Source organism: Brevundimonas sp. AAP58, assembly GCF_001295975.1.
Taxonomy (GTDB): Bacteria; Pseudomonadota; Alphaproteobacteria; order Caulobacterales; family Caulobacteraceae; genus Brevundimonas.
Genome location: NZ_LJHU01000098.1, coordinates 24,722 through 46,943, shown reverse-complemented (window position 1 = coordinate 46,943; position 22,222 = coordinate 24,722). Strand labels below are relative to the sequence as shown.

Below are 22,222 nucleotides of genomic sequence, written 5' to 3'. Positions count from 1 at the left end.
GAAACGGGGCCTTTTCGTGACGTCGTGAACGCCGGTTTGCCGACCCGTCACAGCGGGATGGCGTTCACCGCCGATGCGCCTAGATTGAAGAGGATGAGCCTCGAGACCCTGCCCCCCTCCGGCGCCCCCGCCCAGGTCTTCTTCGACCGGCGCGAGCTGGACCAGATCCTGCGGGTCTACGGCCGGATGGTGGCGCAAGGGGAGTGGCGCGACTACGCCATGCTGGGGGGCAAGGACGCCGCCGAGTTCGCCGTCTTCCGCCGCTCGGGCGACGCCCCGGCCTATCGCATCGAGAAGCGCCCCTCGCTCCAGACCCGCCAGGGCCAGTGGGCCGTCATCGGCGAGGGCGGCCAGATCCTGCGCCGCGGCCGTGAGCTGGCCCAGGTGTTGCGGGTCTTCGACGGCCGGAAGTTCCAGGTGGTCGAATAGACAAAGGGCCCCAGGATCGCTCCCGGGGCCCTCATCACATCAAGCGCTCGCCCGCGCCCTATTCCCGGTTGCCCATGAAGGCCAGCAGGAACTGGAACAGGTTGACGAAGTTGATGAACAGGCTCAGCGCGCCGAAGCCCGTCGCCACGCCCAGCGCGGCCTGGTCTCCGCCCAGAGCGTAGTAGGTCATCTTCAGCCGCTGGGTGTCATAGGCGATCAGACCCGCGAAGATCAGCACGCCCAGGCCCGAGATGATCAGGTAGAAGGTCCCGGACTGCAGGAAGATGTTCACCACCGAGGCGATGATCAGGCCGATCACGCCCATGATCAGGAAGGTGCCCATGCCCGACAGGTCCTTCTTGGTGGTGTAGCCCACCAGCGACAGGCCGCCGAACGCCGCCGCCGTCACGAAGAAGGTCGAGGCCAGGCTGGCGTCCGTGTAGCGCAGGAACAGCAGACCCAGGCCCGCGCCGATCGAGGCAACCACGGCCCAGTACAGCATGTTCACGCCGCGCGCCGTGGGGTTCTTCATGAAGAACATCGATCCGAACAGCAGGACGATGGGCAGGAACTGCACCACCATGCCCAGCACCGTCAGGCCGATGCGGCCGTCCGCCGTCTGGGCGAAGAAGAACTGCTGCACCGCCGGCACATTGCCGACGACGTAGGCCAGCACGCCGGCCACGGCCAGGCCCAGCGCCAGCTTGTTGTAGACGCCCAGCATGAAGCTGCGCAGTCCGGCATCCACGGCCATGTCGGCCGAGGCGGGCGCCGGGGTCGAGTAACCGTTTCTGAAATCGCTCATCGCGAGTGTTTTCTCCATAAGGGCCAGGGCGAAAGCCCCCGGTCCGACTGCGGGAATATCGGTCGTGCGGCGCTTTTACGCAAGGGAACGGACGCCGCAGGGCCGCCCGCCTTCCTTCGCAATCCCGTGAGGGCTAGGACCGTTCCATGCTCTGGCTATTCACCGCGCTCGCCATCCCCTTCGACGTCGCCGAGACCCTGGCGCGCCGCCAGACCGGCCTGCCGGGCGCGCGCTGGCGCACCGCCGAGCAGCTGCACGTCACCCTGGCCTTCTACGGTGAGGTCAATGAGCGCACCGCCGACGATCTCGCCGCCGAGCTGTCCCGCATCCCCGGCGGCGCCTTCGACATCGAACTGAAAGGGGTCGGGGCCTTCGGCGACGCCCATCGCAGCCATGCGATCTGGGCCGGCGTCGAACCGAACGAGCGGCTGACGGTGCTGGCCGGCCGATGCCGTTCCGCCGCCGAGCGCGCGGGCATCCGCATGGAGCCCCGCGTCTACCGGCCTCACGTCACCCTGGCCTATCTGAAGACCCAGACGGACCCCGCCCGCGTCGGCGCCTGGATCACCAACCACAATCTGCTGCACAGCCCGCCGATCCGCGTCGACCGCTTCGGCCTCTATTCCAGTGTCCTGACCGACGACGGCAGCCACTACGACCTCGAACGCGAGTACCCCCTGTGACCGTCGCCCCCGGACCCACGCTCCACACTGAACGCCTCATCCTGCGCCCCACGGCGAGCGAGGACTTTGCGCGCTGGGCCGAATTCATGGCTCACCCCACCTCGCGCTTCGTCGGCGGGCCGCAGCCGGCGGAGGTCGCCTGGCGTGGCTTCATGACCATGGCCGGGGCCTGGGCGCTGTCGGGCGTCGCCATGTTCTCCGTCATCGATCGCCAGACCGGTCTCTGGCTGGGTCGCATCGGCCCGTGGACGCCGCTCGCCTGGCCCGGAACCGAGGTCGGCTGGGGGCTTCATCCTGATGCCCAGGGCCAGGGGTACGGGATCGAGGCCGCGACCGCGGCCATCGACTACGCCTTCGACGTGCTCGGCTGGACCGAGGTCATCCACTGCATCGATCCCGACAACACAGGCTCGCAGAACCTGGCGAGGGCGCTCGGCTCGACCAATCTCGGCCCCGCTGTCCTTCCGCCGCCATTCGAGGCCTTTCCCGTCGACCGCTGGGGCCAGTCGCGCGAAACGTGGCGGGCGCGAAAAGGCTGAGACGCAACCTTGCCCGCGTTCGATCCGTAGCTTTTGGCCAAGGGAGAGACCGCATGATCCGATCCTGGTTCGCCGCCATCACAGCCGCTGTCCTGACCGCCTCGTCCAGCCCGGCCCTCGCCCAAGCGACAGCCGTGGACCTCGACCGTTTCGACGGCCGCTGGTTCGAGATCGCCCGCAACCCAAACGGCATGCAGCGCGACTGCAGCCGCGCCCAGATCGACTTCAACCCCTCGGCTCAGGGCCACTACAGCGTTCTCGTCACCTGCGTCCGCAGATCCGATGGCGACGTGGAGACCCTGCGCGCCAACGCCCGCGTCACCGACCCAGCCACCAACGCCAAGTTCCGGTTCAGCCTGACCGGCCTGCTCAGCTTCGGCGGCCTGGCGTCCCAGCAATACTGGGTCTGGGACCACGCGCCCGACTACAGCTGGGCCATCATGGGCCTGCCGGACAAGTCCAGCTGGTGGATCTGGCACCGCAGCCAGAGCCCCGCCGCTTCGGTCAGGGTCGCCACCGTAGCGCGTGCGAGAGCCCTGGGCTTCGACACCAGCCGCGTGACGCACACGGGCCAGTGAACCTGGGGTCATCGGCCTCAAGACGCGTCCCTCTGCTGAGACCCCCGGATGCCCGGTTGCGGCCAAGGTTCGCGATGCGTCGACGACATGCCACCGACCGCGCCGCTTGAGCTGCGACCCTGCTCGCGCAGCTTGCGCCAGGGAACACAACCGGAACATAGTGGCGCCATGTCCGCCACCGTTCATCTGGAGCTGGTCTTCAGCCGCCCCGAAACCACGCTTTCGGTCACGCGCGGGGCGGCGCGGCTGCTCACCGACATGGGCTATGCGCCCCTGCTCGAAGTTGGTCTGCCCAATGGACGCCGCGCCGACGTCATGGCCTTGGGCAAGAGAGGCGACATTGTCATCGTCGAGGTCAAGTCGGGCGAAGAGGACTACCGCGTCGACCGCAAATGGCCGGACTACGAGCCTTTTTGCGACGCCTTCTTCTTTGCCGTCGCGCCCGAGTTCCCGCAGGCCCTGCTGCCCGCGCACCCCGGCCTGATTGTCGCCGACGGCTTCGGCGGAGCCGTGGTCCGCGACGCGCCATCGATGCCGCTCGCGCCGGCCCGCCGCAAGGCCCTCATGCTCGCCTTCGCCCGTCTTGCGGCGATGAGGACGCTGAAGGGCTAATGCCCATCCGTCTCCGGTTGTCCCTCTCGGCCTGCCCGGCTACGACGGACGAGCCTCCAGCCGAGACGTCTCCATGCCCGACCAGACCGACAAACAGACCTTTTCCGATCAGGAGGCGCTGGATTTCCACCGCTTGCCGAACCCGGGCAAGATCTCCATGGCCCCGATCAAGCCGATGGCGACCCAGCGCGACCTGTCGCTGGCCTATTCGCCCGGCGTCGCCGTTCCGGTGCGGGCCATCGCCGAAGACGCCGACCGGGCCTACGACTATACCGCCAAGGGCAATCTGGTGGCTGTCATCTCCAACGGCACGGCCATCCTCGGACTGGGCGCGCTCGGCCACATGGCGTCCAAGCCCGTGATGGAGGGCAAGGCCGTCCTGTTCAAACGCTTCGCCGACGTCGACAGCTTCGATGTCGAGGTCAAGACCACCGACCCGGCCGAGTTCGTCACCGTGGTCAAGAACATCGGCGACACCTGGGGCGGCATCAATCTGGAGGACATCAAGTCCCCGGAATGCTTCGTGATCGAGAGCGAGCTCCAGGACCTGCTCAACATCCCCGTCTTCCACGACGACCAGCACGGCACCGCCATCATCTCGACCGCCGGCCTGATCAATGCGTGTCACATCACCGGCAAGAAGCTCGAGGACATCAAGGTCGTGCTGGCCGGCGCGGGCGCTGCGGGCCTGTCCTCCATCGGCCTGATGAAGGCCGTGGGCGTCCGGGCCGAAAACACCGTCATCTGCGACCGCGATGGCGTGGTCTACAAGGGCCGCCCGACCGGCATGGACCAGTGGAAGGCGGCCCATGCCACCGACACGCCGCTGCGGACCCTGGCCGAGGCCATGGTCGGCGCCGACGTGGTGCTGGGGCTTTCGGCCAAGGGCGCCATCACCAAGGAGATGGTGGCGTCGATGGCGCCCAATCCCATCATCTTCGCCATGGCCAATCCGGACCCGGAGATCACGCCCGAAGACATCATGAGCGTCCGCACCGACGCCATCATCGCCACGGGCCGGTCGGACTACCCGAACCAGGTCAACAATGTGCTCGGCTTCCCCTACATCTTCCGGGGCGCGCTCGACGTTCGGGCCCGGCGCGTCAATCACGAGATGAAGATCGCCTGCGCCCAGGCCCTGGCCCAGCTGGCCCGCGAGGACGTGCCCGACGAGGTCGCGGTGGCCTATCGCGGCCGAAAGCTGAAGTTCGGCCCCGACTACATCATCCCCACGCCGTTCGATCCGCGCCTGATCTGGTACATCCCGCCCTTCGTCGCCCAGGCGGCGATGGATTCCGGCGTGGCCCGGAAACGCATCGAAGACATGGACGCCTATCGCGCCCAGCTTCGGGAGCGCGTCGACCCCTCCGCCGCCCTGATGCAGAAGATCTCGGCCGCCGTGCGCGCCGCGCCGAACAAGCGGGTCGTCTTCGCCGAAGGCGAGGAGTCCACCGTCATCCGCGCCGCTTGGGCCTTCAAACAGGCCGAGCTGGGCACGCCGATCCTGATCGGCCGCGAGGAGTTGGTGAAGAAGAACGCCGCCGAGGCCGGCCTGAACTTCGACGAGATGGGCATCGAGATCGTCAACGCCCGCGTCTCGGACATGAACGAGGCCTACACCGACTGGCTGTACGAAAAGCTCCAGAGGCGCGGATATCTGCGTCGCGACGTCCAGCGGATGATCAACCAGGACCGCAACTACTTCGCCGCCGCCATGGTCGCGCGCGGTCAGGCCGACGCTGTGGTGACGGGCACGACCCGCAACTTCAACATGGTTCTGAAAGAGGTCCGACGGGTCCTCGACATCAAGGGCGACAGCCTGATCGGCCTGTCGGTCGTGCTGGCCAAGGGCCGCACGATCTTCATCGCCGACACCTCGATCCACGAACTGCCCTCGGCCGAAGAGCTGGCCGACATCGCCATCCAGGCCGCCGCCACGGTCAGGAAGCTCGGCCGCACCCCGCGCGTGGCCTTCCTCAGCTACTCCAGCTTCGGCAATCCGCCCGGCGAGCGGGGCGAGAAGGTCCGCGAGGCCATCCGCATCCTCGACGCCAAGGGCGTGGACTTCGAGTATGAGGGCGAGATGCCGCCCGAGCTGGCCCTGGCCCCCGACCAGCGCGCCAACTACCCCTTCATGCGCCTCAGCCGGGAGGCCAATGTGCTCGTCATGCCGGCGCTCCACTCCGCCGCCATCTCGACCCAGCTGGTCCAGGCTCTGGGCGGGGCGACCGTGATCGGGCCGCTGCTGGTGGGCCTGGAGAAATCCGTCCAGATCGTGTCGTTGGGGGCCTCGGTCTCCGAGATCATCACCGCCGCCACCTTCGCCGCCTATGAGGAAGGCGTCACCGTCGAGTTTGAACCCGAGGACGAGACCGTCGCTCCTCACCCCAGCGCGGCGGCCGAGCGGTCGATGCACACGACGGCGGTCCCGCCGACGGTGTGACGGGCGGTCAGGCGGCGGGCGCTTCGGCTCCCTTGGCTTCGATCTCCTTCTGGCGACGGGCGACGATGAAGGCGAGGACCACCGCGACCGCGCCGATCACGACCGAATAGGCGAAGAAGGCGGCGTAGCCCGCTCCGAGCGAGACCGGCGTGACCTCGGCGATCTCGGCCCCCTTCACCAGCGCGCCTTCTGGCAGATCGGCGAACAGGGGGCGGAAGATCGCCGTGAACCCCCCTGCCTCGGCCATCCGCGCCGAGCCCTCGACGATCCGCCCGGACTGGGAGGCCAGGATCTTGCCGAAGATGGCGTATAGCGAACTGAAGAGGGCGTACTGGGTCGCCGTGAACCCCGCCGACGTCAGGCTGGACATGTAGACGATCAGGGCCGTGCCCGCGACGCCGGTGGCGAAGTTGTCGATGGTGATCGCACCATACAGCGCCGGCATGCTGGCCCCCTGGGTCGCCAGCCAGATGAAGATCAGGTTCGAAAGGGGGCTCGCGAACACTCCGATGACCATCGTCCGGACGATACCCAGCCGGCTGACCAGCCACGCCCCCGCCGCGATGCCCGCCAGCGAGGCCACCACGCCATAGACTTTCCGCACCTCGGCGATCTGGGTCAGACTGAATCCGAGGTCGATGTAGAACGGGTTCATCAGGTTCAGCACGAAGTCGGACAGGCGATACATGCAGATCAGGGCCATGATCAGCAGACCGAATTTCAGGCCGAAGCGGCCGAAGAACTCAGCCAGCGGCTCCCCATAGGCCCGACGCAGATAGACGCTCGGTCGCGTCGGTCGCCCCGGCAGCGGCACACATGCCAGCGCGATCAGCCCAAGCCCCACGACCACCGCCGGAAACTGCACGAAGATACCGGTCTCGCGCGCCTCCCAAATCGCCTTGAAGACCTCGGCGGACTCGGGTGACTGGCCCAGCAACCCGAGGCCCGCGTTGATGAAGGTCGCGTTGGCCGCAAGTCCTGAACCGGCCAGCAGCGCCCCGAGCAGGATGAACGCCAGCCGCCCGGCCCACTCGGCGATCTCCAGCGCGGGCTTGGCCGCTATGTCGTCGGTGAGCCGAACCAAGGGACGCTGGGCCTTCTCACGGGGCGCGAGCACCGTCGCGCCGACCGCGATCAGCATGCACGCCGACATCACCGCATACGAAAAATTCCAGCCAAAGGAGTCCGCGAGCACCAGAGGAAGCGCCCCGGCGACGATCATCGCCACCCGGTATCCCCACTGATAGGCAGCGGCCATCGTTCCATAGAAAGTCTCGTCGACCACCTCGATCCGCCAGGCGTCGATGGCGATGTCCTGGGTCGCTCCACAGAAGCCGACCATGACGGCCAGCAGCGCGACCTGTCCGAGGTTCAGGGCCGGGCTCGATCCCGCGATGGCCCACAGTCCCAGCACGATCAGGACCTGCATGAGCGCCATCCACGAGCGGCGCTGGCCCAGCAGGGGTTCCAGGAACGGCAACTTCACTCGGTCCACGACCGGGGCCCAGACGAACTTCAGCGAATAGGACAGGGTCGCAAGCGCGAACACGCCGATGGTCTGCAGAGACAATTCGGACTGCCGGAGCCATGCCGACAGGGTGTCGAAAATCAGGAAGAAGGGCAGACCCGCGGCCGCACCCAACAGAAGCATCACGAACACGCGGCGATCCCTGAGGGACTTCACGAAGTCCCACGTCGTCAACCGCTTGGCCGTCTCGCTCATGTCGGGCGTCCCTTTCGACGCCCCCTGGCGTCCTATGCGGCGGCGACCTTGGCGCGGAAGTCTCCGGTCGTCCAGCGGGCGAGCGCGGACCGGAGCGCCTCGAGTTCCAGCGGCTTGACCAGATGATCGTTCATGCCGGCCTCCAGGCAGGCCCGCCGGTCCTCCTCGAAGGCGTTGGCGGTCAGGGCGACGATCGGCGTGCGGTCGCCCGACGCCCGAATGGCGCGCGTCGCCTCCGGCCCGTCCATGCCGGGCATGCGCATGTCCATGAACACCAGATCATACCGCGCCCGCTTCAGCGCCTCGACCGCCTCGCGGCCGGTGCCGGCGGTCTCCACCACGCAACCCTCGCGGCGCAGCAGCGTCTTGGCGAGCAGCGCGCCGACCGGATTGTCCTCGGCCAGAAGCACCCGCGTGCCCGCGAAGCGGACCGGCAGAACGCGGTCGTCCTCGGGCGGCAGGACACGCGCGCCGCTCGGGACCGAATCGCCCGCCGTCGCCGCCGCCAGCACGCGCTCGACCAGCGAAGCGCGCCGCAACGGCTTGATCAGATAGCCATGGAACCCAGCCGACCGATACCGCGCGATCAGCTCCCGCTCGCAAGGCTTGAGCAGGATAATGCCGCGCCCCGTCGTCGGCGCTTCCGCCGTCGGCCGTCCGGCCACTCTCGCCTCCGCGTGATCGATCAGGCAGACCGGTGCCGGACCCTCGCTCGCCTCAGCGCCGCTGGCCATCAGCTGGACGCGGGCCGCCTCGGCCACGAAACGATCGGGCGACCGGACCGCCACCGTCATTCCCTCCAGCCCGCGGCGGCGCGGCTTCGTCTCGGCCACCGCCTTGAACGCCGCCTGAAAGCGGAACCGCGAGCCGCCATGCCCGTCAGCGTCCGGCCGGTCGATCACCGTGACCTTGCCCTTCATCGCCTCGGCCAGGCGGCGAACCACCGCCAGCCCAAGACCCGCACCGTCGTAACGCGTCGCGTCGGACACATCGACGTGTCCGAACTCCTCGAAGATGCGCTGACGCGCCGCCGCCGGGATGCCAGGGCCGGTGTCGTCGACGATGAAGGCCAGCATGGGTCTGACGTCCGTGCCGCCCGCCCGCTCCACGGCAATCCTGACCCCGCCCGTCTCGGTGAACTTCACGGCGTTGCCCGCCAGGTTGAACAGCACCTGCCTCAGACGACCCTCATCGGCCAGGATGTCGGGCACGTCGGCGGCGACCGACCAGACGATCTCCAGGCCCTTGTCATGCGCCTTCGGACTCAGCAGTTCGGCTACCCCGCGGACCAGGGTCTCGGGATCGACCGGCGCCAGATCGAACTCCAGCTTGCCGGCTTCCAGCCGAGCATAGTCGAGCAGGTCGTTGACGAGGCCCAGAAGATGCTCCGCCGAGTCCTTGGCAGCCTCGGCATAGGCCCGCTGGGCGCCATCCAGCCGTGTGCGGGTCAGCAGACCCAGCATGCCGATCACGCCGTTCAGCGGCGTCCGCATTTCATGACTCATCAGCCGCAGGAAGGGATCGGCCCCGCCAGAGGTCGCGATCGCCTCGCTCCCCGCCGTTCCGCTCGTCGCCCGCGTCTTGGCCATGCGCAGTCCCCCGATTTGGAGAACACGCTTAACGCGCTCCGGCTTAAGAGCGGTTCAACCCTCAAGGTTTCCAGAGTCTTGCCGCCCGATGGTATCGTTCGGTCACCAGGCTGGAACCCCGGCCCGGCCACCATCTTGCCGTTCAAACTCGGCCTGGGCGCCAACGGTGGAGCGGCGATAGATCAGGGCTTCGGCGATATGGCGGCGCAGCACCCCGGTGGAGCCTTCCAGGTCGGCGATCGTGCGCGCCAAACGAAGCGTCCGGGTCCAGCCGCGCGCCGTCAGTCCCCCGGCTTCGCCGGCGCGCATGAGCAGCGCCCGACCCGCCTCGTCCGGACGAGCGAACCGGTCCAGCGTCTCGCCGGTGGCCCGGGCGTTCAGAGCCTGGAGCGGATCGAATCCCGCCTCTCTCACTCGCTCCTCCTGCATGACGCGGGCGCCAGCCACCCTCGCGGCGGCCTCAGCGGTCCCTTCTGCGGGCGAGGGCAGGGCCATGTCGGCCGCGGTGACGGGCGGCGTCTCGACCGTCAGGTCGATGCGGTCGAACATCGGGCCGGAGATGCGGTTCTGATAGTCCCTCTGGCAGCGCGGAGCCTTGCCGCAGGCCCCCTTGCCCGCCCCGCCGAGTCCGCAGCGGCACGGGTTCATCGCCGCAACCAACTGGAACCGCGCGGGATAACGGACATGGGCGTTGGCGCGCGCGACGACGATCTCGCCGGTCTCCAGCGGCTGGCGCAGGCTGTCCAGCGCCTGGGCCGAGTATTCTGGCAGTTCGTCAAGGAACAGCACGCCATTATGGGCCAGCGACGCCTCGCCCGGCTTGGCCCGCAGGCCACCGCCCGTCAGGGCCGCCATCGACGCCGAGTGGTGGGGGCTGCGGAACGGTCGTTCCCGCGTCAGGGCCCCCCGCTCGATCAGGCCCGCGACCGACCAGACCATGGAGGTCTCCAGCAACTCCTGCGGCGTCAGGGGCGGCAGGAGCCCTGGCAGCCGCTGGGCCATCATCGACTTGCCCGATCCCGGCGGGCCGACGAACAGCAGGTTGTGGCCCCCGGCGGCGGCCACCTCGAGCGCCCGCTTGGCGCTCTCCTGGCCCTTGACCTCGCGCAGGTCCGGCACCGCGGTCCCCGACGTGACCGGCCCGGCGGCGGGCGCCCGCAACACCTGCGTTCCCTTGAAATGATTGATCAGTCCGATCAGGGACCGGGGCGCGAGGATCGACACCTCCCCCGCCCAGGCCGCTTCCGGACCGTTGGCCTCCGGGCAGATCAGGCCCAGGCCCATAGCCGAGGCCGCGACTGCCGCAGGCAGCGTCCCGCCGACCGGCAGGATGCGCCCGTCCAGCCCCAGCTCTCCGACGGCCATCCAACCGTTCAGGGCATCAGGGGGCACAACGCCCAGGGACGCCAGCAGGGCGAGCGCGATCGGCAGGTCGAAGTGGCTGCCCTCCTTGGGCAGGTCGGCGGGGGCGAGGTTGACGATGATCCGCCGGGGCGGCAGGGCCAGGCCGATGCCGGCGAACGCGCCCCGTACCCGCTCCCGGCTTTCGGCCACCGCCTTGTCGGGCAGGCCGACGACGGCGAACACGATCGGGCCGTCATTGCCGACCAGCTGGACCTGGACGTCGACGCGCCGCGCCTCGACCCCCTCGAACGCCACCGTCGCGATGCTCGCCAGCATGGGCGTTCTCCCTTAGCAAAGAGAACAGACCATGAACTTACAGCTTTTGCAAGAGCGGCGTTACGCGCTCGGCGTGCGCTTGGCCTCGATGGCGTCCCACAGGATCGCCGCCGCATCCACGCCGCTGAATTCCTTCAGCTGCACCGCGCCCGTCGGCGAGGTGACGTTGATTTCGGTCAGGTAGTCGCCGATCACGTCGATGCCCACGAACATCAGGCCTCGCGCCTTCAGTTCGGGCCCGATGACGGCGCAGATTTCCCGGTCGCGCTCTGTGATCTCGACCGGCGCGGCGGTGCCGCCGACGCGCAGGTTGGAGCGCACCTGGCCTTCGGCGGGCACGCGGTTGATGGCCCCGACAGGCTCGCCCTCGATCAGGATGATGCGCTTGTCACCCTTGGACACGGCCGGGATGAATTTCTGGATGACCAGGGGATCGCGGCTGGCGGCGGCGTGGATCTCGATCAGGGCCTCCAGATTCGGATCACCCGCCTTCAGGCGCACCACGCCCGAACCCGCCGCGCCGTGCAGGGGCTTGAGCACCACGTCGCCATGCCGCTCGTGGAAGTCGACGAGGGCGACAGGGTCAGCGCTGACCAAGGTCGGGGGCTGGACGCCCTCGAAGCGGGTGGCGAAAAGCTTTTCCGGGGCTGAGCGGACCTCGGCGGGATCGTTGACGACCAGGGTCTGGGGATGGACCGTCTCCAGCAGATAGGTCGCCGTGACATAGGCCATGTCGAACGGCGGGTCCTGACGCATCAGGATGACGTCGACGTCGCGACCGAGGTTCAGCCGGACCTCTTGGCCGAACGTGACATGATCGCCGACCACGGGCCTCAGTGTCACCGGACGGGCCCGACAGAACAGGTCGCCGTCCTCCAGCGCCAGGGTGCGGAAATCATAGACCCAGAGCGCGTGGCCGCGCCTCTGCGCCTCCAGCGCCAGGAAGAAGGTCGTGTCCGAGGCGATGTTGACCCCTTCGATGGGGTCCATCTGGATGGCTGTGCGGAGCATGAGGGTTCTAGGTTTCACGTTTCAGGTTCTAGGGCGGACCGCTGCCGCACAGATGATGTCGTTCTCCCTAGAACGTAGACCCTAGACCCTGAAACCTAATTCAGCCGCATCCTCAGCCGGTCGAAGGCGACCTCGGGCACCGGTGCGGACTCGTCAGAGACGGCACGGGCGCGGGCGAGCGCGTCGATGGCCCCTGTAAGTGCGCCCTGCTTTTCTCGCGCCGCGGCGACGTCGAGCCAAGGTCGGTGATCCTCGGGATCAAGCAGGGCGCGGCGGACCGCTGACCGCTCGGCGGTCTCATAGTCCTCGGCCTTGATGGCCCGGCTGAACAGCACGTTCTGGAGCCGGATCAAGGCCTGGCGATCGCTGACCGGGGCCATCAGCACGTCCAGCCGATCCGCCACATGCGGCGTCAGTCCGGCCCTCAGCGCCCGCCGGGTCAGCTCCGACGGCATGACGACCCGCCCGTGACTGAAGGGATCCAGCGCCACCGGGCCCGCCGGCGTCTCGACCCGCAGCAGGAAGTGATTGGGGAAATCGACGCCCGCCGCTTTCAGCCCTACCCGCCGCGCGGCGTCTAGGTAGAGGACCGCCAGGGCCACCGAAAGGCCGCGCCGACGCTCGGCGATGTCGATGACGTCGGTGTTGGCCGGATCGTCATGGCGCAGGAGATCGCCATTCAGCCGCAGGTCGGCGGCCATGGTCTCGGCCAGGGCATCGTCCGGGCTCTCGGTCTGGATCCGTTCCGACAGGCGTTCAGCCGCCGCGTCCGCGAGACGTCGCACGGCCCCGGCGTCGCGGAAGGGCACGTCGTGCATGGCGCAGGCGATGGCGGCATCCAGCAGCGGAAAGGCGTCATCGTCGCCCTGTCCGGCGACGCTCAGCCGGTCCTCCGCCTCCTCGCGTGTCACGGCGACGCCCCTCCCGACGACCCGTTCCCGATATCCGAGAAACTACAGACCGCGACGATGGCGCGGAAGTTTTCCGGAGACCAGCGTGACCGTGTCCAGGCGGAGACGAAATCCCTTCAGACCGGGTCTTTGCCGCAACAGTCTTTCTCCGGCGAGACGCAATCTCTCGCGTTGATCGGGTGACAGGGCGCTCTCGGCCGCCTCGATGGTTCGCCGTTGCTTGACCTCGACGACGGCGAGAACGCTCGCCTTCTTGGCGAGAATATCGATCTCCGCGCCAGGCGCCTTCAGTCGAAAGCCGAGGATGCGATAGCCCTTGAGCATCAGCCAGGCGGCGGCGATCCACTCCGCCCCATGACCGTCCCTAAAGGCCGCGCCGCCCGCCGCCTGACGCCAGCCCGCCTTGGCGGCGCGTGGCAGACGGGGCCGGGCGACCCTAGGGCGCTTCATCCCCGGCCCTGCAGCTCGAGCGCGCGCCGGTACAGCGACTTTCTGGGCAGGTCCAGCGCGCGTGACACTTCCGAGGCGGCCTCGCCGGGTGCCAGCCGCGTCAAGGCCTCGGTCAGGGCCGCGTCGGCGTCGGCCGCGCTGGCGGTCTCGACCGCGCCCGGTCCGACCACGACCACAATCTCGCCCCTGGGCGCATCGAGCGTCGGCGCGACCGCCAGCTCCGCCAAAGTCCCCCGCACGCAGGTCTCGTAGAGCTTGGTCAGTTCGCGGCACACGGCGGCGGGGCGTGGTCCAAGCACGGCGGCCATATCGGTCAGGCTGGCCCTCAGGCGCGGCCCGCTCTCAAAGAAGACCAGCGTCTGGCTGCCCGCCTTCAGTTCGGTCAGGGTGCCGATCCGTCCCACTGACTTGGGCGGCAAGAAGCCGACGAAAGTCACCCGATCCGCCGGCAGGCCCGACAGCACCAGCGCAGCCAGCAAGCTGGAGGCGCCCGGGATCGGATGGACGGGGAGACCCGCCGCGATCACGGCGCGCGCGACGACGAAGCCAGGGTCCGAAACCATCGGCGTCCCCGCGTCCGAGACCAAGGCGACGACCTCGCCGGCCGCCACCCTCTCGACAGCGATTTCGGCCGCGCGGGCCGAGGCATGGTCGTCGCAGCGTTCCAGCCGCGCCTTGAGGCCATAGGCGGAGAGCAGCTTGGCGGTGACGCGCGTGTCCTCGGCGAGGACGAGATCGGCGGCGGCGAGCACGTCGAGCGCCCGCAATGTCATGTCCCTGAGGTTTCCGATGGGGGTCGAGACCAGATACAGCCCCGACGACACCCGCCGGGGTGGCGGCGCGTTGGGCGGAAACAGGGGGGCCTCGGTCATCGTCGGACCGTGCCAGCGGGGCGACGACGGGGCAAGGCGAGGCTCAGGTCAGGAGTGCCTTCAGAACGGCATCCAGCACAGGGCGGCCCTTGGCGGTCGCGGCAAGACGACCTCCAGCGACCGTCACGAAGCCTTCTTCGAACAGACCCTTCAACGGCCATGTCGCCGGGTCGAGACCGAGCGGCCCAAGAAGTGAAAGGGGTACGCCCTCGCTGGTCCGGAGACCCAGCAGCAGCCGCTCCTCGGCCGCCTCACGCCGGTCCAGTGTTGCGCTTTCGCTCCACGTCGCCCCAGAGGCGACGCCCGCGACATAGTCAGCGATCCTTCTGTGGGCGACGGTCGCGGTCCGGGCTCCGCCGACGGTCACTCGGCCATGCGCGCCCGGGCCGACGCCGATATAGTCGCCGCCCCTCCAGACATGCAGATTGTGAACTGACTGCGCCGCTTCACTCCGGGCGTGGTTGGACACCTCATAGGCTTCGAATCCGGCCGCCTTGAGCGTGGCCTGCGTCGCCTCATAGAGATCGGCGGCGGTATCCTCGCACGGCGGAATCAGAGCCCCTCGCGCGAAGGCGCGGCCGAAGGCGGTCATCGGCTCTAGGGTCAGTTGGTAGGGCGAGACGTGCTCGAAGCCGAGAGCCACGGCCTCTGTGATCGCCGCCCTCCATTGATCGACCGTCTGGCCGGGCAGGGCGTAGATGAGGTCGATGGACAGGCGCTCGAAGACATCGCCAGCCACGGCGATGGCCCGCCGGGCCTCCGCTGCCGAGTGATTGCGGCCGAGGAAGGCGAGATCGCCGTCGTCCAGCGACTGGACCCCCAGCGACACACGATTGACGCCGGCCCCGGCGAGGGCTGCGAAGTGGCCGGCCTCGGCGTCGGTCGGATTGGCCTCCAGCGTGATCTCGACCGGCTCTGCCAAAGGAAACAGCCGCCTCGCCGTCGCGACCACGGCCGCCACATCCTCCGGCCGCATCAGGGACGGGGTGCCGCCGCCAAAGAAGATCGACGCGAGGGGGCGCACGCTTGACTGCGCCGCCTGGGACTCCAGGTCGGTCAGGATCGCCTGGACCAGCGCCGCCTGCTCTTCGCGCCACCCTCGGTCCTTGACGACGTTGAAGTCGCAGTAGGGACAGATGCGGGCGCAATAGGGCCAGTGGACGTAGACGGCGACCCCGTTTGGCCGGTCATCCGTCAATGAGCGCGGCCTTCAGCTTTCGGAAGGCGACGGCGCGGTGACTGAGGCTGTCCTTCAGGGCCGGGTCCATCTCGCCGAAGGTCTGGTGGTGGCCGTCCAGGATGAAGATGGGGTCGTAGCCGAAGCCCCGCTCGCCGCGCGGTGGAAAGGTGAGGCGGCCATCGACGCGGCCTTCGACCACGACACAGGGGCCATTCGGCCAAGCCACGGCCAACGCCGAGGTGAAGAAGGCTGAGCGATCCGTCGCGCCCAGATCCTCCAGCCGTTCCTCGATCTTCCGCATGGCGAGGCCGAAGTCCTTCTCGGGCCCGCCCCACCGCGCGGAGAAGATGCCCGGCGCGCCGTCCAGAGCGACCACAGACAGGCCGGAATCGTCGGCCAGGCAGATCTCGCCCGAGCGATCAGCAGCATGGCGCGCTTTCAGCATGGCGTTGCCGACAAAAGTTGTCTCGGTCTCCGCGGGTTCGGGCAATTTCAGCTCGCCCGCGGTGACCACCTCGTAATGTCCGTCCAGAAGTGCGTGGATTTCGCGAGCCTTCCCGGCGTTGTGAGTGGCCGCGACGATCCGCATCCCCTTGATAAGCTTGAGATTCACGCAAACTCCCGGATCAGAAACATTCCATTGCCGAAGTTTAATATCGTTAAACGATATGTAACGTGCAAGTCGGCCTTGCACGGCCTATCTATGTTCTCACGAACGGAGGCCACAACGTTCCCCGGTTTGATCGAAACGAGCAAATCGAACCCCTGTGGCGAAGAAAGCGGGCAACAAATGACCCGCTCTCAGGATCGAAGGAAAGATACGATGACCACCCTGAACGCCTCGCTGATGCTCGACAAGGTCGGCAGCCTGCTGGTCCAGGTCGCCATGCTGGCCGCTCTGCCTACTGCCCTGATCGCCACCCTGATCCAGGCGTTCTAAGCGTCGCTACTGTTCGCCGCGCGATCGCTCGCTGCTTGAGCGACGGTTTGTGCGGAACCAGAGACATCCAAGATGGCGCAAGTTGCAAGGCTCCGCGAGCCGAGCGATAGCCCCCGAAGCGAGTAAGGCGCTTTTGACCATTGACCAGGAACGCGATCTATAGAGCCGCGTCGGGGTTCGCCGGACCCCGCGCGGCCATCGCGGCCTGATCCCCGGCGAGAGACCGCCGATGACCACCGACCGGCCCCCTTCCGAACGACGAAATGCCGCCCAGGCTCTGCCGCGTCCGCCCCGGATGCCGAGGATCGGCGTCAAGGTACCGTTCCGGACTCCCTTCAGAACCTTGGGACCCGGGTCCGTCTCCAGCCTGCTGAAGATCGCGCTGGACGTGGCCTACGTGCTGCTGATGATCATCACAGCGGTTCTGCTGCTGTTGCTGCTCGCCTCCGTTTTCATTCCCATCGCCAATCTGAACATCACCGTCTCCAACGATGAAGGTGGCCGCCAGCAACCGTTGACGCGGTCCCTTTTGCTGTTCGGCGTGGGGGCCTTGACCGCCTACTTTGGCGGGTTCCTGATGATCCTGCGGAATCTGCGGCTGATCTTTCGCACCCTGACGATCGGCGACCCCTTCCGGCCCGAGAACGTGCGCCGGCTTCGCCAGGTCGGAGTGATCCTCGCTGTCGTGACAGGCGGCGTCTGGGTCGCCCAGGGCATCGTCGCCGCCCGACTCGCCCCCGGCGTGATGGAGCCGCAGGGCTTTGGCGAACTACTGACGCCGATCTTTTCTGTCCTTGTCGTGTTCGTCCTCGCCGAGGTCTTCCGTGAAGGTGCCCGGCTACGCCGGGAAGCGGAGCTGACCATATGAGCCGCGACAACACTCGCAGCCCGGGGAGAGGCTGGTAGATGGCCATCAAGGTGCAACTGGACCGGCTTCTGGTCGAACGGCGCATGTCGCTGACAGAGCTGGCCGATCGCGTCGGCGTGACGGTCGCCAATCTGTCGATCCTGAAGACAGGGAAGGCGCGCGCGGTCCGGTTCACGACGCTCTATGCCCTGTGCCGCGAGCTGGATTGCCAGCCCGGCGACCTGCTGACCTATGAGCCGGGCCCGCCCGAGCCCGACCTCGACGACGAAGAGACCTGAGGCGTGGCCCGCCGCCCGCCGCCCGATCTCAGCGCCGAGGACCGTCGGCTATGGGCCCGCGTGTCCGGCTCGGTCACGCCCGCCCGCGTCCGAAAGGCCTTGCGGATCGCCATGGAGGCACCGGCGGCGGTCGAGGTGAAGCCACCCCAGGCGATCAGGCCTCGACCTCATCCTGGTCCAGCGAAAGCCGGTCCCGGCCCGATCGCCGCCACGCCTCGCCCGACCCCGGCGCATGGCACCCCCGAGGCTCTGGAACCCCGCCGCCAGCGACGCCTGTCGCGCGAACGGGATCCGATCGAGGCGACGATCGACCTGCACGGCTTCAGTCGCTTCGAGGCCGAGGACCAGTTGCGGGCCTTTCTGACGAGCGCCCAGGCGCGCGGCCTGCGCGCCGTTCTGGTCGTCACCGGCCAGGGGCGGCGCGGCGGCGGGATCATCCGCGCCTCGATCCAGGAATGGCTGCAGTCCCACGCCCTTCGGGGCGTGGTGTCCGGCTTCGCTACTGCTCACCGTCGTCACGGCGGCGACGGGGCCTTCTACGTCACCCTCAGGCGGCGTGGAGCCTGAGGCCCTTCTGCTCGGCGAGTTCGTGAAGCGAGGTCATGGGGCGCGGGCCCCAGTGGGCGATCACCTCGGCCGCCGCCAGCGACCCCAGAGCCCCCGCGTCCGCCAGAGACAGGTTGCGCGACAACCCCAGCAGAAAGCCCGCCGCGTACTGGTCGCCGGCACCGGTCGTGTCGACAACGCGGTCCACCGCGAAGGCGGGAACCCGCACGCGCTCCTCACCGCGCAGGATCACAGAGCCATGCTCGCCCCGGGTCACGGCCGCGACCTCGACGATCTGCGACAGCCGCTCAGCCGCCTCGTCGAAGTCGCCCGTCTCGAACAGTGCAAGAAGTTCGACCTCATTGGCCAGAACGATATCGGCCGAAGCCTGGATGAAATCGAGCAGCTCGGCCCGCCAGCGACCGACCACGAAGGCATCCGACAGGGTGATGGCGACCTTGCGGCCCGCCGCGTGGGCGGCCTTCGCCGCCGCCTCGAACGCCGCCCGCGCGGGAGCCGGATCGAACAGATAACCTTCGAGGTAGACGATGGCGCTGTCGCCGATCAGGTCGACATCGATATCGGCGACCGTCAGCTGGTTGGCGGCCCCCAGAAAGGTGGACATGGTGCGTTGGCCGTCCGGCGTGACATTGATGAGGCAGCGGCCTGTCCCCGCTCCGCCTTCCAGCGCAGGCGTGTCGAAATGTACGCCCGCCGCGCGGATGTCATGGGTAAAGACCTCGCCCAGTTGATCCTTCGCGACCTTGCCGAGATAGGCCGCCCGGCCGCCGAAAGAGCCGACGCCGGCCACGGTGTTTCCGGCCGACCCGCCCGATGCCTCGACCCCCGCGGCCATGGCGTCATAAAGCGCCGCGCTCTGGCTCTCGTCGACCAGCGACATTGAACCCGGCATCAGCCCCTGATCAGTCAGGAAGCCGGGATCGCAAGGGGCCAGCACGTCGACGATGGCGTTGCCGACGGCGCAGATGTCATAGGAAGCGGTCTGTGTCATGGCGCGGCCATTAGCGGCCCGACGCCGCATGCGCCAGCCCCGGCTTGTCCGCGTCAACGAACACTATAAGCCCTGCGCCATGATCGAGATCGCCGTCCTGACCCCCGCCGCCGATGATGGGACCTATGGTCCGCACTGGCCTCAGGTGATGGAGCGTCTGGCCGCCGCCCTGTCGATGGCCGACCTGACGGTGAGACCGATGGCGTGGCCGGACCATGTCGAGGACCCTTCGGAACTTGTGGAGTTTCCACTGGTCCTGCCGCTGCTGGCGTGGGGCTATCACCAGCATCACGCCCGGTGGCTTCAGGCTACGCGGGCTTGGGCTGAAGCCGGCGTGCGCATCGCCAATGCCGCTTCCGTCCTCGCCTGGAACTCCGACAAGACCTACCTCGCGAGGTTCGAGCAGCGGGGCGTGGCGGTCCCGCCGACGCGGTGGTCGAGCGGCGTGACGGCCGCCGAGATCGAGGCCGCCTTCGACGGCTTCGGCACCGACACGCTCATCGTCAAACCTACCGTGTCAGGTGGCGCGTGGAAGACGCAGAAGATCACGCGCGGCGCGCGCCTGGTCGACGCACCCGAGGGCTCGGCCATGATCCAGCCCTTCCTGCCGGACCTGGCTACGGCTGGAGAACTCTCGCTGCTCTTCTTCGGCGGGCGCTTGAGCCACGCGGTGCTCAAGACCGCCGCGCCCGGCGATTTCCGCATCCAGTCCCAGTTCGGCGGGCGCTACCGGACCGTGGCCGAGCCGCCGGCCGCCGCCCTCGACCTCGCCGCGCGCGTTCTCGACATCGTTGAGGAAGACCTCCTCTATGCCCGCATCGATATGGTCGAGCACGAAGGGCGCTGGCTGCTGATGGAGGCCGAGCTGATCGAGCCGGACTTCTATCTGTCAGAGGCTCCCGACGCCGGCCGCCTCTTCGCTGAGTCCGCCGCGGCCTTGGTCGTCGGCTGAGCCGCATCGGCACCGAACAGAAAGCCCCGCGACGGACACAGGTCCGAGATGACACAGCCCGCGCAGTTGGGCTTTCGCGCCGTGCAGGTGTAACGGCCGTGCAGGATAAGCCAGTGGTGCGCCTTGGCCAGAAACGGCTCGGGCACCACGGTGTGCAGTTGATCCTCGACCTTGTCGGCGGTCGCCGCATTGGCCAGCCCCAGCCGATGCGAGATGCGAAAGACGTGGGTGTCCACCGCGATCGCCGGCTCGATCCCGAGTTCGTTCAGCACCACGCTGGCGGTCTTGCGGCCCACGCCGGGCAGGGCCTGCAGATCGGCCCGGTTCAATGGCGTCACCCCGCCGTGCCGCTCCAGGATGATGCGGCTCAGCGCGATGACGTTCTTGGCCTTGTTTCGATAGAGGCCAATGGAGGCGATGAAGGGCACCAGCCCCTCCTCGCCCAGCGCCAGCATGGCCTGGGGCGTCGAGGCCACCGCGAACAGCTTGTCGGTGGCCTTGTTCACCGAGACGTCGGTCGCCTGGGCCGAAAGGGCGACAGCGACGACCAGAGTGTAGGGATCCTGGAACCGCAGCTCGGTCTTCGGCTCGGGCATGACGCGGGAAAGCCGCGCGAAGATTTCTTCGACCCGGTCTTCATCCGGCGGCCAGGCGAAGACAGGCACGGGCGCGCCGGTCATGACCGAGCCGGGTTTACGGGCGGGCGGCGCGGTCGATCGCTTGGCGGTGGGCTTGCGGGCCCTCGGCTTGGCGGGAAGGGTGGAGCGAGGCGGCTTCATGCCTCGACCTCGACCGGGCGGGTCTCGAACCCCAGGTGGGCCAGCGCCTCGGTCGCTGCCCGCGCGCCCTCCGTCCAGGCACCGTGCGCCGTGCCGTAGAAGTCCGGCGAGGTCGCCTCGCCTGCGACAAAGATGCGCTCCTCCGCCGGACGTCTCAGACGGGCCCGCGCGCCCGTCGCTGGATCGGCCTGGCCGGGCAGGACATGGGAATAGGCACCCCGCGACCAGGGATCGGCCCCCCACATGGACATCGACACGGGCTCCAGCCGTTTGCGGAAGCTCGAGCCCAGCAGATCCGACAGCTCGCTGGCGGCGAAGTCGAAGAAGGCCACCTCGCCTTCCCCCTCCAGCCCCCAGGCGAGATCCCCGCCGAAATAGCCCTCGATCATCGCCCGACCGAACGGCCGCAGGTGATAGCCGCCGGTCGACGCGGTGTCAGTCCGGCCCCATAGCTGGCCGTCGGGCGGAAACTCCTCGGCCCCTGCGACCGCGATATGGAGCTTGGAAGCGAGGCCCAGCGGCGCGCCGGCCGCCGCCTCGATCAGGTCCGTCAGGGGCGGATCGAACCGTACCCCCTCCGCCGCCAGGACCGACGTCGGCAGGGTCAGGACGCAGGCCCGGGCCTCGATCACGCCCCGCGTTGTCTCGATCTTGAGCGTCGACCCTCGCCGGTCGATGCGCTGAACCGCGCAGTCCATGACCACCGGCAGTCCCTGTCCCAGCCGCTCAATCAGCGCGCCATATCCCTCGACGACCCGCCAATTGACCCCCGTGTCGCGATAGGCAGCGTAATCCAACGTCGAGACCTCGGCGAAACGCGCGCCGTTGAGCGCGCCCGAGATGGCGTCCATCCGCGGATTCCAACGGTCGCCGGGCACGAACAGGTCGGATGCAGGCCGGTCCTCGCCGCGCCGCGCGGCCTCGGCGACTCGTTCATCGAAGGCATCGAAGGCATCGCCGAAGGCCTGCTGCTCGTCGGGCGTCAGGCCAAGGTTGAACGCCTGGGTGCGCCAGGGCGGGCGCGTCTTGTCCAGCGTCAGGCCCAGCGGCTCGACCCGATCCGCCAACGGGTTCTCGTCGGCCGAATGCAGCCAGCCGCAACCGAGATCGAGCCCGTGGCCCTGCCAGCCGATCGTATGCGCGCGACCGCCGATCCGGTCGCGGGCTTCCAGCACGACGACCGAGACGCCCGCCTTCACCAGCGCCCGCGCCGCGGCGATGCCGGCGGCCCCCGCTCCGATCACGGCGACGTCAATGGGGGCGGGGAGGCGATTCACGAGGCGATAGATGCGGTTTCGTCCGCCCGACGCAAGTCGGCATCGACGCCGCAGGGCGGACGGGC

At 68.3% G+C, this 22,222-nt stretch carries 23 protein-coding genes; 10 read left to right on the top strand and 13 right to left on the bottom strand.

Features of this window, described 5'->3' with window-relative positions:
- The first annotated feature begins 93 nt into the window (after positions 1-93).
- Positions 94-429 (top strand): DUF2794 domain-containing protein, encoded by a 336-nt coding sequence (locus IP78_RS12400; protein ID WP_054111985.1) that lies wholly within the window; start codon positions 94-96, stop codon positions 427-429.
- A 58-nt stretch (positions 430-487) separates the two neighbouring features.
- Here IP78_RS12400 and IP78_RS12395 read toward each other — a convergent pair whose 3' ends face one another.
- Positions 488-1,234 carry a Bax inhibitor-1/YccA family protein gene (locus IP78_RS12395; protein WP_054111984.1) on the bottom strand — a complete coding sequence of 249 codons (747 nt, stop codon included), beginning with the start codon at positions 1,232-1,234 and terminating at the stop codon, positions 488-490.
- A 146-nt stretch (positions 1,235-1,380) separates the two neighbouring features.
- On the opposite strand from IP78_RS12395, the gene thpR reads away from it, so the two are divergent.
- From thpR to IP78_RS12370, 5 genes are all read left to right on the top strand, one after another.
- Positions 1,381-1,917 (top strand): RNA 2',3'-cyclic phosphodiesterase, encoded by a 537-nt coding sequence (thpR, locus tag IP78_RS12390; RefSeq protein WP_054111983.1) that lies wholly within the window; start codon positions 1,381-1,383, stop codon positions 1,915-1,917.
- The gene (locus tag IP78_RS12385; protein WP_054111982.1) at positions 1,914-2,456 is read left to right on the top strand and encodes a GNAT family N-acetyltransferase; all 543 of its coding nucleotides are present in this window, start codon (positions 1,914-1,916) and stop codon (positions 2,454-2,456) included. Before thpR ends, IP78_RS12385 begins: the two co-directional genes overlap by 4 nt.
- Before the next feature lie 53 nt (positions 2,457-2,509).
- Complete coding sequence (locus tag IP78_RS12380) at positions 2,510-3,034, top strand: lipocalin family protein (RefSeq protein WP_054111981.1); 525 nt, start codon at positions 2,510-2,512, stop codon at positions 3,032-3,034.
- 168 nt (positions 3,035-3,202) lie between these two features.
- Positions 3,203-3,646, top strand: a complete 444-nt coding sequence (mmcB, locus tag IP78_RS12375) for a DNA repair putative endonuclease MmcB (RefSeq protein ID WP_054111980.1) — start codon at positions 3,203-3,205, stop codon at positions 3,644-3,646.
- Between the two features lie 73 nt (positions 3,647-3,719).
- Positions 3,720-6,089, top strand: a complete 2,370-nt coding sequence (locus IP78_RS12370) for an NADP-dependent malic enzyme (protein ID WP_054111979.1) — start codon at positions 3,720-3,722, stop codon at positions 6,087-6,089.
- Positions 6,090-6,096: 7 nt separating this feature from the next.
- Here the strand turns inward: IP78_RS12370 and IP78_RS12365 are convergent, their stop codons facing one another.
- The 9 genes from IP78_RS12365 to rdgB all read right to left on the bottom strand — a co-directional run bounded on the left by IP78_RS12365 (position 6,097) and on the right by rdgB (position 16,118).
- The gene (locus IP78_RS12365) at positions 6,097-7,812 is read right to left on the bottom strand and encodes an MFS transporter (RefSeq protein WP_054111978.1); all 1,716 of its coding nucleotides are present in this window, start codon (positions 7,810-7,812) and stop codon (positions 6,097-6,099) included.
- Between the two features lie 32 nt (positions 7,813-7,844).
- The gene (locus tag IP78_RS12360; protein ID WP_082385043.1) at positions 7,845-9,401 is read right to left on the bottom strand and encodes a response regulator; all 1,557 of its coding nucleotides are present in this window, start codon (positions 9,399-9,401) and stop codon (positions 7,845-7,847) included.
- 102 nt (positions 9,402-9,503) lie between these two features.
- Complete coding sequence (locus tag IP78_RS12355; protein ID WP_054111977.1) at positions 9,504-11,081, bottom strand: YifB family Mg chelatase-like AAA ATPase; 1,578 nt, start codon at positions 11,079-11,081, stop codon at positions 9,504-9,506.
- A 60-nt stretch (positions 11,082-11,141) separates the two neighbouring features.
- Entirely contained in the window at positions 11,142-12,092 is a 951-nt protein-coding gene (gshB, locus tag IP78_RS12350) for a glutathione synthase (RefSeq protein WP_054111976.1), read from the bottom strand.
- A gap of 95 nt (positions 12,093-12,187) precedes the next feature.
- Positions 12,188-13,003 carry a SirB1 family protein gene (locus tag IP78_RS12345; protein ID WP_054111975.1) on the bottom strand — a complete coding sequence of 272 codons (816 nt, stop codon included), beginning with the start codon at positions 13,001-13,003 and terminating at the stop codon, positions 12,188-12,190.
- Between the two features lie 42 nt (positions 13,004-13,045).
- Positions 13,046-13,453, bottom strand: a complete 408-nt coding sequence (locus IP78_RS12340; RefSeq protein WP_054111974.1) for a YraN family protein — start codon at positions 13,451-13,453, stop codon at positions 13,046-13,048.
- Positions 13,450-14,325 carry a 16S rRNA (cytidine(1402)-2'-O)-methyltransferase gene (gene rsmI / locus IP78_RS12335; protein ID WP_054111973.1) on the bottom strand — a complete coding sequence of 292 codons (876 nt, stop codon included), beginning with the start codon at positions 14,323-14,325 and terminating at the stop codon, positions 13,450-13,452. The genes IP78_RS12340 and rsmI overlap by 4 nt, the downstream gene beginning before the upstream one ends.
- A 43-nt stretch (positions 14,326-14,368) precedes the next feature.
- Positions 14,369-15,523 (bottom strand): radical SAM family heme chaperone HemW, encoded by a 1,155-nt coding sequence (gene hemW, locus IP78_RS12330; protein ID WP_054111972.1) that lies wholly within the window; start codon positions 15,521-15,523, stop codon positions 14,369-14,371.
- Complete coding sequence (rdgB, locus tag IP78_RS12325; protein ID WP_054111971.1) at positions 15,513-16,118, bottom strand: RdgB/HAM1 family non-canonical purine NTP pyrophosphatase; 606 nt, start codon at positions 16,116-16,118, stop codon at positions 15,513-15,515. The genes hemW and rdgB overlap by 11 nt, the downstream gene beginning before the upstream one ends.
- A gap of 670 nt (positions 16,119-16,788) precedes the next feature.
- Between rdgB and IP78_RS12320 the strand changes: the two genes are divergently transcribed.
- The 3 genes from IP78_RS12320 to IP78_RS12310 are packed head-to-tail and all read left to right on the top strand — an operon-like array spanning position 16,789 to position 18,158.
- A complete protein-coding gene (locus IP78_RS12320; RefSeq protein ID WP_369814693.1) occupies positions 16,789-17,313 on the top strand; it encodes a DUF2975 domain-containing protein in 525 nt (174 codons plus the stop codon).
- Positions 17,314-17,351: 38 nt separating this feature from the next.
- On the top strand, positions 17,352-17,591 hold the full coding sequence (locus IP78_RS12315) for a helix-turn-helix transcriptional regulator (RefSeq protein WP_054111970.1): 240 nt from the start codon (positions 17,352-17,354) through the stop codon (positions 17,589-17,591).
- Between the two features lie 3 nt (positions 17,592-17,594).
- Positions 17,595-18,158, top strand: coding sequence for a Smr/MutS family protein (locus IP78_RS12310; protein ID WP_054111969.1), 564 nt, complete (start codon positions 17,595-17,597; stop codon positions 18,156-18,158).
- On the opposite strand, the gene IP78_RS12305 is transcribed toward IP78_RS12310, so the two are convergent.
- On the bottom strand, positions 18,139-19,149 hold the full coding sequence (locus IP78_RS12305; RefSeq protein ID WP_054111968.1) for an adenosine kinase: 1,011 nt from the start codon (positions 19,147-19,149) through the stop codon (positions 18,139-18,141). The two genes, IP78_RS12310 and IP78_RS12305, sit on opposite strands and share 20 nt — an antisense overlap.
- 28 nt (positions 19,150-19,177) lie before the next feature.
- Here IP78_RS12305 and IP78_RS12300 point away from each other — a divergent pair, with 28 nt between their 5' ends.
- A complete protein-coding gene (locus tag IP78_RS12300; RefSeq protein WP_231681007.1) occupies positions 19,178-20,101 on the top strand; it encodes a RimK family alpha-L-glutamate ligase in 924 nt (307 codons plus the stop codon).
- On the opposite strand, the gene nth is transcribed toward IP78_RS12300, so the two are convergent.
- Complete coding sequence (gene nth, locus IP78_RS12295) at positions 20,032-20,880, bottom strand: endonuclease III (protein ID WP_082385038.1); 849 nt, start codon at positions 20,878-20,880, stop codon at positions 20,032-20,034. The genes IP78_RS12300 and nth overlap by 70 nt on opposite strands.
- A complete protein-coding gene (locus IP78_RS12290; protein WP_231681006.1) occupies positions 20,877-22,124 on the bottom strand; it encodes an FAD-dependent oxidoreductase in 1,248 nt (415 codons plus the stop codon). Before IP78_RS12290 ends, nth begins: the two co-directional genes overlap by 4 nt.
- Positions 22,125-22,222 lie beyond the last annotated feature (98 nt).